The following is a 14,463-nucleotide window of genomic DNA, read 5'->3' on the forward strand; positions in this document are numbered from 1 at the left end:
TTTTTTTTACGAAAATTTTACTCTTTCACCTTTTTGCTTTTTTTCACCGGGGTATTTATTTCTACCGACTGCGAAGCAATGGCTTCTGCTATGTTGCTAAAGGGTTCACTAAAATCGCGGCCATAGAAACTATCCAGCATAATTTGTTTCAGTTCGGCAATCAGCGGATAACGTGGGTTGGCACCGGTACACTGGTCGTCAAAGGCATCATCCGCCAGCTGGTCAACTTTCGCCAGGAAGTCTGCTTCCTGTACGCCGGCTTCACGAATGGATTTTGGAATACCCAGCTTACTTTTCATCTCTTCAAGCCAGTTAAGCAGCTTCTCAATCTTCTGAGCAGTGCGATCGCCAGGCGCGGTCAGGCGCAGGTGATCAGCAACCTCGGCATAGCGACGGCGGGCCTGCGGACGATCATATTGACTGAATGCAGCCTGTTTGGTGGGGTTATCGTTGGCGTTATAGCGAATAACGTTAGCGATGAGCAGGGCGTTGGCCAGACCGTGCGGAATATGAAACTCTGAACCCAGCTTATGCGCCATAGAGTGGCAAACGCCGAGGAAGGCGTTTGCGAAGGCGATGCCCGCGATGGTAGCCGCATTGTGCACGCGCTCACGCGCCACTGGATTCCTGGCCCCTTCACTGTAGCTGGCAGGCAGGTTCTCCTGGAGCAGTTTTAGTGCCTGTAGCGCCTGGCCATCAGAATATTCATTTGCCAGTACTGACACGTAGGCTTCCAGTGAATGAACCACCGCATCCAGACCGCCAAAAGCGCACAGGGATTTTGGCATGTTCATCACCAGGTTGGCGTCTACGATGGCCATATCCGGCGTCAGCGCATAGTCTGCCAGCGGATATTTCTGACCGGTCGCATCATCGGTAACCACGGCGAAAGGTGTGACTTCAGAACCGGTACCGGAGGTGGTGGTAATGGCAATCATTTTTGCCTTTACACCCATTTTAGGGAACTTGTAGATGCGTTTACGGATATCCATAAAGCGCAGTGCCAGCTCTTCAAAGTGCGTTTCAGGATGCTCGTACATCACCCACATGATTTTAGCCGCATCCATTGGCGAACCACCGCCCAGGGCAATAATCACGTCGGGCTTAAACGAGTGCATCTGTTCAGCGCCTTTACGCACTACGCTTAGCGTCGGATCCGCTTCAACCTCAAAGAACACTTCCGTTTCAATACCGTGAGATTTCAGTACGGTAATGATCTGATCGGCATAGCCGTTGTTAAACAGATAACGGTCTGTCACGATAAAGGCGCGTTTGGCCCCATCGCTCGCCACTTCCTCCATAGCGATAGGCAAGGAGCCGCGGCGGAAATAGATAGACTTGGGAAGTTTATGCCACAACATGTTTTCTGCTCGCTTGGCCACGGTTTTCTTGTTGATCAGATGTTTAGGTCCGACGTTCTCAGAAATGGAGTTACCCCCCCAGGAACCACAGCCCAGCGTCAGTGAAGGGGCCAGCTTGAAGTTATACAGATCGCCAATGCCTCCCTGAGACGCCGGTGTATTAATCAGGATACGTGCCGTTTTCATCTTGTCGCCGAAGAAGTTGACGCGTTCACGCTCATTATCCTGATCGGTGTAGAGGCAAGAGGTGTGCCCGATACCGCCCATCGCAACCAGTTTTTCAGCTTTAGCCACGGCATCTTCAAAATCTTTTGCCCGGTACATCGCGAGAGTAGGGGAGAGCTTCTCATGTGCGAAAGGTTCCGACTCATCAACCCTTTCCACTTCGCCAATGAGAATTTTGGTGTTACCCGGTACGCTAATCCCGGCCATCTCGGCAATTTTTAACGCTGGCTGACCGACGATAGCGGCATTCAGGCCGCCATTTTTGAGAATGATGTCCTGAACGGCTTTCAGCTCCTGGCCCTGCAGCATGTAGCCACCGTGGCTGGAGAAACGTTCACGGACCGCATCATAAATAGCATCAACCACGATAACGGACTGCTCGGAAGCACAGATAACGCCATTATCAAAAGTTTTTGACATCAGGATTGACGCCACGGCACGTTTAACGTCCGCCGTTTCATCAATAACAACTGGGGTATTGCCCGCACCAACGCCGATGGCGGGTTTCCCTGAGCTATAGGCTGCCTTAACCATGCCGGGCCCGCCAGTGGCGAGGATCAAATTAATATCCGGATGGTGCATCAGCTGATTGGAAAGCTCCACTGAGGGGACATCAATCCAGCCGATAATATCTTTAGGTGCGCCAGCGGCAATAGCCGCCTGGAGTACAATATCTGCCGCTTTATTAGTGGCATCTTTCACACGCGGATGGGGAGAAAAAATAATCCCGTTGCGGGTTTTAAGGCTAATCAGTGCTTTAAAAATGGCGGTAGAGGTAGGGTTAGTGGTTGGCACGATCCCGCAGATCAGCCCGGTAGGTTCAGCAATGGTGATGGTGCCGAAGGTCTCATCGGTCTCAAGGATGCCGCAGGTTTTTTCATCTTTGTATGCGTTATAAATGTATTCGGAGGCGAAGTGGTTCTTGATCACCTTATCTTCGACAATCCCCATGCCTGACTCCGCGACGGCCATCTTAGCCAGGGGGATGCGCGCGTCTGCCGCGGCCAGCGCTGCCGCGCGGAAGATTTTGTCTACCTGCTCTTGAGTGAAATTAGCATATTCACGCTGTGCTTTTTTAACACGCTCAACCAGTGCGTTAAGTTCAGCAACATTAGTAACGGCCATAATGCTCTCCTGATGAAAGTTAAACTCTATTAGTAAACGAATCAGAATCTTTAATTGTAATAATCCGGCGTTAACATATTGTTTTTTTTATGTGACAGGTCCGAAAGTTTTACAAAAAGAGCGTCTGCGTTTACTGAAAGAGCCTCCCCCTGATGCGATGACAGATCTGAAGCGCGTAGCGTTTACTGGCTGCTGAGGCCTCTATTTCCAGAAACAAGCCATATTCAGCCCCATCCGGATAAACAAAGCTTACTCATAATGAGGTAGGCCATATTTGATCTGGATCACCGATAATCTCAGCTGACACCTTTCAGCTTACATAACTGGCTCCCGGCCGCAGATTTCCAGCGGCGCACGCAGGCTGATAGAAAATTATATCGGTTACTTGTCTTTTCTTGGTTTTTTATGCTGGCTATAAGTGAAAAATACAGGGAGATATTCGGCCTTTGCGGGATGGCGTGGGCCTGGCTTTTGCATTAAATTACCGCACGTTGAACAGGCCCCTTCAGGAGTGGAGCATGAACCCGGTAATTCTGGATTTCTCAGGCTATATAAAATTTTTTGTGGGTTTATTCGCCCTGGTTAATCCGGTTGGGATTATTCCTGTTTTTATCAGTATGACGCGCTATCAGATACCCGCCGCGCGAAACAAAACCAATATGACGGCCAGCCTCTCGGTGGCGATCATCCTACTGACCTCCCTGTTTCTGGGTGATGCCATCCTGCAACTGTTCGGCATCTCAATCGACTCCTTCCGTATAGCAGGCGGTATTCTGGTGGTTACCATCGCGATGTCGATGATCAGCGGTAAGCTGGGGGAAGATAAACAGAATAAACAGGAAAAATCAGAAACGGAAATCAGGGAGAGTATTGGCGTTGTACCGCTGGCGCTACCGTTGATGGCCGGGCCAGGCGCCATCAGTTCCACCATCGTCTGGAGTACGCGGTATCACAGCTGGCAAAATTTGCTGGGGTTTAGTCTGGCTATTGCGCTATTTGCGTTTTGCTGCTGGCTGCTGTTTCGTGCGGCACCGCTGATGGTCAGGGTATTGGGACAGACCGGAATCAACGTGATCACCCGCATCATGGGGCTGCTGCTGATGGCCCTGGGAATTGAGTTTATCGTTACCGGTATCAAAGTACTCTTTCCTGGCCTGTTGCACTAAGACTATCCTCCCTAAAAAGCCGGATAATAAGCGCATAATCTGCGCTTATTTTTTATCTCAACTTTTTATGTGCACCATATTAATGCGTTGCACCGATTAATTGCCCTGTATTGGTGCATTTATTCCGTATGCTTAATATCCTCGCTCAGTTATTAGTGTAATTACTGAAAATTGCATTCTTATCAGAAGCTAACCCGAAAATGTTATTAAAATTTCAAGACTAAAATCCGATAGATTGGCTTGATTCTGGCATAACGTACTGTACATCACTTCAAAAAGCGTTAAAGATATCTTTAACGCGCGAATGAGGGTAAATCTGTCTGCAGGCAAGGTATGAAACAGGCATCCTCAGCACAGTATGGAAGGAATCACAGTTAACCTGTTAATAAATAACGCGTTTGCACTTAATTTCTTTTGTTAAATAACACTTCTTCTTGTGATTGTTTCGTGATAAAAGAGAATAAGTTAACATTTTTGTTATTTAAGTTTGGCGTCGAAATCGGCGTTCTGATAGTTTTCGGAAATCATCCTCATTATTGGCACCGGATGTGCAAATGAGATCGGCTTCAACCGATCTGAGACAGATCCAAAAACACAGGTTAATTACGCTCAATGAAATATCTTTCGTACCGCCGCCCGTGTTTGTGCCAGGCGATGATGGTTGTTCTGGGTCTCAGCGCTGACTTATCGTCAGCGGCGACAGTGCCCGCAGGCGTTACGCTTGCCGCCAGCCAGACCATCACGATTAATAATGGTAGTGAAGTCTCTTCACTTGATCCGCAAAAAATTGAAGGGGTGCCTGAAAGCAATGTTATCGACAATCTGCTGGAAGGATTAGTCACTACGGATGATAACGGCCATATTGTGCCTGCCGTGGCGGAGAGCTGGCGTAATCAACAGAACAGAATCTGGACATTTACGCTGCGTAAGGATGCCCGCTGGAGCAATGGTCAACCGGTAACCGCTGCCGATTTTGTTTATAGCTGGCAACGTCTGGTGGATCCGAAAACGGCTTCACCCTACGCCAGCTATCTGCAATATGCTCATATCGACAATATTGATGATATTCTGGCCGGTAAAAAGCCTCCCTCGGCGCTGGGCATCAGTGCGCCTGACGATGCGCATGTGCAGATCACCCTCAGCGAACCCGTACCCTATTTTGTGGCGCTGGCCGCCCATACCGCGCTCCGACCCGTTAACCGCCAGGCGGTGGAAAAATGGGGTGACCAGTGGACGCAGCCCGACCACTATATCGGCAACGGCGCTTATACGTTGAGTGAGTGGGTGATCAATGAAAAAATCGTGGTGAAGCGTAATCCACTTTACTGGAATAACGCCCGCACGGTTATCGAAACGGCCACCTTCCTGCCGATCACCGCCGAAGCCAGCGATGTGAATCGCTATCGTAGCGGTGAAATTGATATGACTAACAGCGCGCTGCCGCCCGATCTTTTTCCTACGCTGAAGAAAACCCTGGGTAGTCAGGTTCATATCAGCCCGCTGCTCTGCACCTTTTACTACGAACTGAACAATAAACGACCGCCCTTTAACGATCCCCGGGTGAGAACCGCGGTCAAGCTCACCCTCGACCGCGATATCATCGCTAACAAAATTATGGGGCAGGGGCAAATTCCGGCTGGGGGCTTCACGCCAACCTTTATTGATGGGGCGCATCTGGCGCAGCCTGCATGGATGACGCTGACCCAGGCAGAACGTAATGCAAAGGCCAAAGCGCTACTGGCCGAGGCAGGTTACAGCGCTGAGAAACCGCTCCGCTTTACGCTGCTCTACAACACGTCCGACGTAAATAAAAAGCAGGCGATCGCCGCGGCGTCCATGTGGACAAAGAATCTGGGGGCCGGGGTTAAGCTGGATAACCAGGAGTGGAAAACCATGCTGGATACCCGGCACCAGGGGAGTTTCGACGTCGCGCGCGCCACCTGGTGCGCCGATTATAATGAACCCTCTACCTTTCTGAATGCCATGCTGAGCGATTCATCCACTAATACGGCGTTCTATAAAAGTCAGGCCTTTGACGACCTGATGGCTAAAACATTGACGGTATCGGATGAGCAGCGCGCGGACATCTATCAGCAGGCGGAAGCACAGCTCGATAAAGACTCGGCCATTGTGCCGGTTTACTACCGGGTCAGCGCAAGGCTGGTGAAACCCTGGGTCGGTGGTTTTACCGGTAAAGACCCACAGGATCTGACCGATATTAAATATTTCTATATCGTAAAGCATTAAGGACTACGGTTTTTTTCCTGACGGACAAATACCGTAATAAATCAGGGTAACGCATTAACGGCTCGGGATGCCGTCGTTCCGGAAGCCTGAGCCGATAGCCCGTTTAACGGGGGAAGCTGGTGTTAAGACCGCATCAGCAATAATAAAAACTGGAGTAGATAATGACCAATATCACGAAAAAAAGTCTGGTTGCGCTTGGGGTGTTTGCTGCGCTGGCGGGAAATATGGCTATCGCGGCTACCGTACCAGCAGGCGTTGAGCTGGCAGCGAAGCAGGAACTGGTAAAGGGTAATGGCGATGAGGTGCAGTCTCTCGATCCACATAAAATCGAGGGCGTGCCTGAAGCAAACGTCAGTTACGATCTGCTGGAAGGGCTGGTCATCAACGATCTTTCAGGTCACCCAATCCCTGGCGTGGCTGAAAGCTGGGAGAACAAAGACGGTAAGGTCTGGACCTTCCATCTGCGCAAAGACGCGAAATGGTCAAACGGCGAGCCGGTAACCGCTCAGGATTTCGTCTACAGCTGGCAGCGCCTGGCTGACCCTAAAACCGCTTCCCCGTACGCCAGCTATCTCCAGTACGGCCATCTTGAAAACGTTGACGACATTATCGCCGGTAAGAAAAGCCCCGATCAGCTTGGCGTAAAGGCCATAGATGCGCATACGCTCCAGGTAACGCTCACCGAATCCGTTCCCTATTTCTACAAGCTGCTTATTCACCCCTCCATGTCGCCGGTTTATAAGCCTGCTATCGACAAATTTGGCGAAAAGTGGACCCAGCCGGAAAACTGGGTGGGGAATGGTGCCTACAAGCTTGAATCGCACATTATTAATGAGCGTATTGTTGTGGTGCGCAACCCACAGTACTGGGATAACGCGCATACCAAACTGGATAAAGTCACCTTCCTGCCGATCCCTTCTGAGGTCAGCGACGTTAACCGCTATTTTAGCAGTAACGGCAGTGACATGACCTATACCAACCTGCCGATTGAACTGTTTAAAAAGCTACAGCGCGATAATCCAAAAGAGCTGCACGTTGACCCTTATCTTTGTACTTATTACTACGAAATCAATAACCAGAAAGCCCCTTTCACTGACTCCCGCGTCCGTGAAGCGCTGAAGCTGGGCCTTGACCGTGACATTATGGTGAATAAAGTGCTGGCTCAGGGGCAGCAGGCCGCCTACAGCTACACCCCGCCTGCAATTGATGGTGCCAATGTGACCAAACCAGCGTGGTTTAACGAGACGCAGGATCAACGTAATGCTGAAGCGAAAAAGCTGCTTGCCGAAGCAGGCTATACTGCCGACAAACCGCTAACGTTCGAACTGCTTTACAACACCTCCGATCTGCATAAAAAGCTGGCTATTGCGGCAGCCTCCATCTGGAAGAAAAATTTAGGCGTTAACGTCAAGCTGACCAATCAGGAGTGGAAAACCTTCCTCGATACGCGTCATCAGGGAACATTCGATGTTGCCCGTGCCGCCTGGTGTGCAGATTACAACGAGCCGACCTCATTCCTGAATACCATGACTTCCGGCAGTAGCAACAACACCTCCCACTATAAATCTGCGGATTTTGACAAGGCGATTGCTGCCGCGTCGACCTCCAGTAACGAAAAAGAACGCAGTGCAGCCTATACCCAGGCGGAAGAAATTCTGGATAAGGATTCGACCATTGTGCCGGTCTTTTACTATGCCAATACCCGTCTGGTTAAGCCTTACGTTGGCGGCTATACCGGTAAAGATCCGCTGAACTACGTGTACGACAAAGATCTGTACATCATTAAACATTAATGGCAATAACAGGGGGAGGATAACCTCCCCCGGTGTGTCTCATTTTAAGCAGTGCTAAGGCACAAGCCAGCAGGTACGGGCAATGTTAAAGTTTATATTTCGTCGCGTTCTGGAAGCGATCCCGACGTTACTCATTCTGATTACTATTTCCTTTTTTATGATGCGCCTTGCACCAGGCAGCCCCTTTACCGGCGAGCGCACGCTGTCGCCGGAAGTTATGGCGAACATTGAAGCCAAATACCATCTGAACGATCCCATCTGGAAGCAGTACGGCAACTATCTGATCCAGCTGGCGCACGGGGATTTCGGTCCGTCGTTCAAATATAAAGACTATTCGGTTAACTATCTGGTGGGCCACGCCTTCCCGGTCTCGGCTAAGCTGGGTCTGGCGGCCTTTTTGCTGGCCATTATCCTCGGGGTGACCGCCGGGGTCATTGCTGCGCTGAAGCAAAACAGCAAATGGGATTTCCTGGTAATGGGGGTGGCAATGACCGGCGTGGTAATACCGAGTTTTGTGGTGGCACCGCTGCTGGTGCTGATCTTCGCCATTGCACTAAAGTGGCTGCCGGGTGGCGGCTGGAACGGCGGGGAGGCGAAATTTATGATCCTGCCGATGGTTGCCCTGTCGCTGGCTTATATCGCCAGCATCGCGCGTATTATGCGCGGCTCAATGATTGAGGTGCTGCACTCCAACTTTATCCGCACCGCCCGCGCAAAGGGGCTGCCAATGCACCGCATCGTGCTGCGCCATGCGCTGAAACCCGCGATGCTGCCGGTACTCTCCTATCTCGGTCCGGCTTTTGTCGGCATCATTACCGGCTCAATGGTGATTGAAACCATCTACGGCCTGCCGGGTATTGGTCAGCTGTTCGTTAACGGCGCGCTGAACCGCGACTATTCACTTGTGCTGAGCCTGACCATACTGGTGGGGGTACTGACCATCCTGTTTAATGCGATCGTTGACGTGCTCTACGCGGTTATCGATCCCAAAATTCGCTATTAAATCCGGAGCTCGCGATGATGTTAAGTAAGAAAAATAGCGCCGCTCTTGATGCCTTCAGTGAAAAGCTGGAGGTCGAAGGACGCAGCCTGTGGCAGGACGCACGCCGTCGTTTTATTCATAACCGCGCCGCGCTGGGCAGCCTGATTGTGCTGGTACTGATTGCGCTGTTTGTCATTTTTGCGCCTATGCTGTCGTCGTTCACCTACGACGATACTGACTGGGGCATGATGTCCGCCGCGCCAGATATGGTATCGAAACACTATTTCGGCACCGACTCCTCCGGGCGCGATCTGCTGGTACGCGTGGCGATTGGCGGACGAATTTCGCTAATGGTTGGCGTCGCCTCGGCGCTGGTGGCAGTACTGGTAGGAACGCTCTATGGCTCGCTGGCGGGCTACCTGGGAGGCAAAACTGACTCGGTCATGATGCGCCTGCTGGAGATCCTCAACTCCTTTCCCTTTATGTTCTTCGTCATTCTGCTGGTGACTTTTTTCGGCCGCAATATTCTGCTGATCTTTGTAGCGATTGGACTGGTCTCCTGGCTTGATATGGCGCGTATCGTGCGCGGTCAGACCCTGAGCCTGAAGCGTAAAGAGTTCATTGAAGCGGCCCACGTCGGCGGGGTTTCCACGCCGCATATCGTGGTGCGCCATATTGTACCGAACGTGCTGGGCGTGGTGGTGGTTTACGCCTCGCTGCTGGTGCCGAGCATGATCCTGTTTGAATCCTTTCTCAGTTTCCTTGGACTGGGCACGCAGGAGCCGCTGAGCAGCTGGGGCGCGCTGCTTAGCGACGGCGCTAACTCAATGGAAGTGTCGCCGTGGCTGCTGCTGTTTCCCGCGGGCTTCCTGGTTGTAACCCTGTTTTGCTTCAACTTTATCGGCGATGGCCTGCGTGATGCCCTCGATCCGAAAGATCGTTAAGGAGTTTCCCGATGAGCATAATTGAACAACAGCCAGCGATGGCCAGCCTGACGGGCAGCAAACTGCTTGACGTGAAGGATCTGCGCGTGACCTTTGGAACCCCCGATGGGGAGGTTACCGCCGTAAACGATCTCAATTTCAGCCTGCGCGCGGGTGAAACACTGGGCATCGTGGGTGAATCTGGTTCTGGCAAGTCGCAGACCGCCTTTGCCCTGATGGGTCTGCTGGCCAGCAACGGGCGTATTGGTGGCTCGGCGCTGTTTAATGGCAAAGAGATCCTCAACCTGCCGGAAAAGCAGCTTAACAGGCTGCGGGCAGAACAGATTGCGATGATTTTCCAGGATCCGATGACTTCGCTCAATCCCTATATGAAGGTGGGCGAGCAGCTGATGGAAGTGCTAAAGCTGCACAAGGGGATGAACAGCGCGCAGGCGTTTGAAGAGTCGGTACGCATGCTGGATGCCGTCAAAATGCCAGAGGCGCGCAAGCGCATGAAAATGTATCCCCATGAGTTTTCGGGTGGCATGCGTCAGCGAGTCATGATTGCGATGGCGCTGATGTGTCGGCCTAAACTGCTTATTGCCGATGAGCCAACCACAGCGCTGGATGTGACGGTTCAGGCGCAGATTATGACGCTGCTGAATGACCTGAAAAGGGAATTCAATACGGCAATTATTATGATCACCCATGACCTGGGGGTGGTGGCGGGCATCTGTGACCAGGTGCTGGTGATGTACGCCGGCCGCACCATGGAGTATGGCCGCGCGCGCGACGTGTTCTATCAGCCTACCCATCCATATTCCATTGGGCTGCTTAATGCCGTGCCGCGTCTGGATGCGGAGGGCGAATCGCTTACCACTATTCCGGGCAACCCGCCTAATCTGCTACGTCTGCCGAAAGGCTGCCCGTTCCAGCCTCGTTGCCCTCACGCGATGGAAATCTGCTCTGCCGCACCGCCGCTGACGCCATTCGGCGAAGGGCGTTTACGTGCCTGCTTTAAACCCGCGGAGGAACTGGTATGAGTGCGGTCGCTGAAAAGAAAGTTTTGCTGGAGATCGCCGATCTCAAAGTGCATTTCGACATCAAGGACGGCAAGCAGTGGTTCTGGCAGCCTTCCAAAACTCTGAAGGCGGTTGACGGCGTCAGCCTGCGGCTTTACGAAGGGGAAACGCTGGGCGTGGTCGGTGAGTCGGGCTGTGGAAAGTCCACGCTTGCTCGCGCCATTATTGGCCTGGTGAAAGCCACCGATGGCCGCGTGGCCTGGCTGGGACGTGACCTGCTGGGGCAGAGTGAAGAGGAGTGGCGCAGGGCACGCAGCGATATTCAGATGATCTTCCAGGATCCGCTGGCCTCGCTGAACCCGCGCATGACCATTGGCGATATTATTGCTGAGCCGCTGCGTACCTACCATCCAAAAATGGCAAAGGCTGAGGTGAAAGAGCGGGTTAAGACGATGATGATGAAGGTCGGGCTGTTGCCTAACCTGATTAACCGCTACCCGCACGAGTTCTCAGGCGGCCAGTGCCAGCGCATCGGTATTGCCCGTGCGCTAATCCTGGAGCCGAAGCTGATTATCTGCGACGAGCCGGTTTCCGCTCTGGACGTGTCGATTCAGGCACAGGTGGTTAACCTGCTGCAAAAGCTGCAAAGGGAGATGGGGCTGTCGCTGATCTTTATTGCTCATGACCTGGCGGTGGTGAAGCATATTTCCGACCGCGTACTGGTGATGTATCTTGGCCATGCCGTCGAGCTGGGAACCTATGATGAGGTTTATCAGAATCCTCAGCATCCATACACCCGCGCGCTGATGTCGGCGGTGCCCATCCCCGATCCGGATCGCGAGAAAAACAAGGTGATTCAGCTTCTGGAAGGGGAACTGCCGTCGCCGATCAACCCGCCGTCCGGCTGCGTTTTCCGCACACGCTGCCCGATTGCCGGTCCCGAATGTGCAAAAACCCGTCCGCTGCTGGAGGGGAGCTTCCGCCACGCGGTTTCCTGCCTGAAGGTTGACCCGCTGTAAATAAAAACGGCACCCCGTTTCTGCGCCGAGGCCAGTAAACGGGGTGCCGCATCAGGCTTTAACCGGGTCTACTCACGCCATAAAATATGACAGAGCTTGTGGTCTTTCTCACGGCACATCAGCACGCGGGCGAAAACGTCATTGATCGGTTCTCCATCGGCATCACCCAGACCAATCACCACCTCGGCGAAAAAGTCCGGATTCAGATCGAAGTCCACATGTTCGGCCCAGTCGTCAGACGGGTCAAACAGCTCGGCGCCGCCGCGCTCTTCAAATTGCAGATTGAACAGTATGACATCGGCCGGATCGAGATTATCCACCGCCAGCTCAAGAAAAATGTCGTAGGCCTGTTCCAGCGTTTCATCTTCGGTAAGACGATTATTCAAATCCATATCATTTCCCATCATGCCCATTGGGCGCTGTGCAATTTCGCTCGTTTTACAGTAACGGGCTGAAGAAGTAAAACAGTCGTTCAACAATACGCTGCCAGTAAGCGCGTCGCGCCCAGCGGTTGCCGTCGACCAGCCTGGAGCGGGCGATATAATCGTCCTGGACGGTGGCCAGATCGCTGCCGAATCCGTCATCATCAATCACCAGCGTAATTTCAAAATTGAGCCACAGGCTGCGCATATCGAGGTTGACCGTTCCGACCAGGCTAAGCTGACCATCGACCAGCACGCTTTTGGTGTGCAGCAGGCCATCTTCAAACTGATAAATCTTCACGCCTGCTTCCAGCAGCTCAGCGAAGAAAGCCCGACTGGCCCAGCCGACCAGTAGTGAATCGTTATGGCGCGGCACAATGATACTGACATCCACGCCGCGCTGCGCCGCGGTACAGATTGCATGCAGCAGATCGTCACTGGGCACAAAGTAGGGGGTGGTCATAATCAGCTGCTCACGCGCGGAGTAGACCGCCGTCAGCAGCGCCTGGTGGATCAGATCCTCCGGGAAACCGGGACCGGATGCAATCACCTGAATGGTATGACCGCTCTCCTGCTCAAAGGGCATGATATTCGTGTCAGGCGGCGGGGGTAAAATGCGCTTGCCCGTCTCGATCTCCCAGTCACAGGAGTAGATTATCCCCATAGTGGTGGAGACCGGGCCTTCCATCCTCGCCATCAGATCAATCCACTGCCCGACGCCAGCATTCTGTTTGAAATAGCGCGGATCAACGAGGTTCATGCTGCCGGTATAGGCAATATAGTTATCAATCAGCACCACTTTACGATGCTGACGCAGATCCATCCGGCGCAGAAAGACGCGCAGCAGGCTGACTTTCAGCGACTCCACCACATCCACGCCCGCATTGCGCATCATTGCGGGCCAGGGGCTGCGGAAAAACTGTACGCTGCCTGCGGAGTCCAGCATCAGGCGGCAGTGTACGCCACGGCGCGCCGCCGCCATAAATGATTCGGCCACCTCATCGGCCATCCCGCCGGGCTGCCAGATGTAAAACACCATCTCGATATTATGCCGTGCCAGCTGGATATCGCGGATAAGCGCGGTCATGGTGTCTTCTGTGGAGGTGAGAAGCTGGAGCTGGTTGCCCTTGACCCCGGCAATCCCCTGGCGGTTTTCACACAGCTGGAACAGTGAACGCGCAACGTCGCTATTGTCCTGGGCAAAAATCTGGTGACAGGACTTTAAATCATTAAGCCATCTGGCCGTTGAGGGCCACATGGTACGTGCACGCTCGGCGCGACGCTTGCCCAGATGCAATTCGCCAAAAGACAAATAGGCGATAATACCCACCAGCGGCAGAATATAGATAATCAGCAGCCAGGCCATGGCTGAAGGCACGGCACGGCGCTTCATCAGGATGCGCAGCGTCACACCGGCTATCAGCAACCAGTAGCCAAAAATAAGAAGCCAGCTGAGTAAAGTATAAAAAGTCGTCATGTCAGTGGAAATTCCGTTCACCCTAAGTAAGAGGAGTTTACGTGCAGATGCGAGCGGGCGAAACCTTTAATGTTTTTAAGTCATCGGACCTGGGCAAGGGCGATAAAGATCTATAATGCGCCGCGTGTTTTTTAGCCGGGAGTTGAAATGAGACGGAGTAAGAATGAAGTTGCGCGCTGGCGCATGTCGCGTCAGGTAAAACGCCGCCGGGCGCGCTGGCTGGAAGGGCAGTCGAGACGCTATGGCCGTATGCATGCCATTCGCCACCAGTTAAGTCAGCAGCAGCGACGTTCGATACTGTTTGTTAACCAGCTACTCTGACGCCTCCCGGCGTAGGGAAACTGCCTGCGCGATGGCAGGCGGTTAATGCGGGCTAAAACACCCGCTTGAAAGGCTTAACGGCAACCTGTTTATAGACGCCTGCGGCAATATAGGGATCATCCTGCGCCCAGGACTGCGCGACTTCGAGCGACGGGAATTCGGCGATGATGGTTGAACCGCTAAAACCTGCCACGCCCGGTTCGTTACTGTCCACGGCTGGCATCGGCCCGGCTATAATTAACCGTCCTTCGTCCTGTAACAGCTGCAAACGTGCCAGATGAGCGGGGCGCACGGCCGAGCGCTTTTCCAGTGAATCGGCATTATCTTCTGCATAAATTACGTAGAGCACGTTACAACTCCTGTGGAATCGAAAAGATTTT

At 52.8% G+C, this 14,463-nt stretch carries 12 protein-coding genes; 8 read left to right on the plus strand and 4 right to left on the minus strand.

Annotation, left to right across the window (positions count from 1 at the left end):
- Positions 1–17 precede the first annotated feature (17 nt).
- A complete protein-coding gene (gene adhE, locus ACLRGG_RS04460) occupies positions 18–2,711 on the minus strand; it encodes a bifunctional acetaldehyde-CoA/alcohol dehydrogenase (RefSeq protein ID WP_416248604.1) in 2,694 nt (897 codons plus the stop codon).
- Between the two features lie 518 nt (positions 2,712–3,229).
- Between adhE and ACLRGG_RS04465 the strand changes: the two genes are divergently transcribed.
- The 7 genes from ACLRGG_RS04465 (at position 3,230) to oppF (ending at position 11,863) form a co-directional block, all read left to right on the plus strand.
- A complete protein-coding gene (locus ACLRGG_RS04465) occupies positions 3,230–3,877 on the plus strand; it encodes a YchE family NAAT transporter (RefSeq protein WP_416248605.1) in 648 nt (215 codons plus the stop codon).
- A gap of 654 nt (positions 3,878–4,531) precedes the next feature.
- Complete coding sequence (locus ACLRGG_RS04470) at positions 4,532–6,124, plus strand: ABC transporter substrate-binding protein (RefSeq protein WP_416248673.1); 1,593 nt, start codon at positions 4,532–4,534, stop codon at positions 6,122–6,124.
- Between the two features lie 161 nt (positions 6,125–6,285).
- Positions 6,286–7,917, plus strand: coding sequence for an oligopeptide ABC transporter substrate-binding protein OppA (gene oppA / locus ACLRGG_RS04475; RefSeq protein WP_416248606.1), 1,632 nt, complete (start codon positions 6,286–6,288; stop codon positions 7,915–7,917).
- 82 nt (positions 7,918–7,999) lie between these two features.
- Positions 8,000–8,920 carry an oligopeptide ABC transporter permease OppB gene (gene oppB / locus ACLRGG_RS04480; RefSeq protein ID WP_416248607.1) on the plus strand — a complete coding sequence of 307 codons (921 nt, stop codon included), beginning with the start codon at positions 8,000–8,002 and terminating at the stop codon, positions 8,918–8,920.
- A 14-nt stretch (positions 8,921–8,934) separates the two neighbouring features.
- Positions 8,935–9,843, plus strand: a complete 909-nt coding sequence (gene oppC, locus ACLRGG_RS04485; protein WP_416248608.1) for an oligopeptide ABC transporter permease OppC — start codon at positions 8,935–8,937, stop codon at positions 9,841–9,843.
- A gap of 11 nt (positions 9,844–9,854) precedes the next feature.
- On the plus strand, positions 9,855–10,865 hold the full coding sequence (locus ACLRGG_RS04490) for an ABC transporter ATP-binding protein (protein ID WP_416248609.1): 1,011 nt from the start codon (positions 9,855–9,857) through the stop codon (positions 10,863–10,865).
- Positions 10,862–11,863 (plus strand): murein tripeptide/oligopeptide ABC transporter ATP binding protein OppF, encoded by a 1,002-nt coding sequence (gene oppF / locus ACLRGG_RS04495; protein ID WP_067701438.1) that lies wholly within the window; start codon positions 10,862–10,864, stop codon positions 11,861–11,863. Before ACLRGG_RS04490 ends, oppF begins: the two co-directional genes overlap by 4 nt.
- Before the next feature lie 68 nt (positions 11,864–11,931).
- On the opposite strand, the gene ACLRGG_RS04500 is transcribed toward oppF, so the two are convergent.
- Both ACLRGG_RS04500 and cls read right to left on the minus strand, forming a co-directional pair.
- On the minus strand, positions 11,932–12,255 hold the full coding sequence (locus ACLRGG_RS04500; protein ID WP_416248610.1) for an HI1450 family dsDNA-mimic protein: 324 nt from the start codon (positions 12,253–12,255) through the stop codon (positions 11,932–11,934).
- Positions 12,256–12,301: 46 nt separating this feature from the next.
- A complete protein-coding gene (cls, locus tag ACLRGG_RS04505) occupies positions 12,302–13,762 on the minus strand; it encodes a cardiolipin synthase (RefSeq protein ID WP_416248611.1) in 1,461 nt (486 codons plus the stop codon).
- A 147-nt stretch (positions 13,763–13,909) separates the two neighbouring features.
- Between cls and ACLRGG_RS04510 the strand changes: the two genes are divergently transcribed.
- Positions 13,910–14,083 (plus strand): YciY family protein, encoded by a 174-nt coding sequence (locus ACLRGG_RS04510; RefSeq protein ID WP_416248612.1) that lies wholly within the window; start codon positions 13,910–13,912, stop codon positions 14,081–14,083.
- A 52-nt stretch (positions 14,084–14,135) separates the two neighbouring features.
- Here the strand turns inward: ACLRGG_RS04510 and ACLRGG_RS04515 are convergent, their stop codons facing one another.
- The gene (locus ACLRGG_RS04515; protein ID WP_416248613.1) at positions 14,136–14,432 is read right to left on the minus strand and encodes a YciI family protein; all 297 of its coding nucleotides are present in this window, start codon (positions 14,430–14,432) and stop codon (positions 14,136–14,138) included.
- Between the last annotated feature and the right edge of the window lie 31 nt (positions 14,433–14,463).

Source organism: Erwinia sp. PPS120, from assembly GCF_047918655.1.
Lineage (GTDB): Bacteria > Pseudomonadota > Gammaproteobacteria > Enterobacterales > Enterobacteriaceae > Erwinia > Erwinia tasmaniensis_A.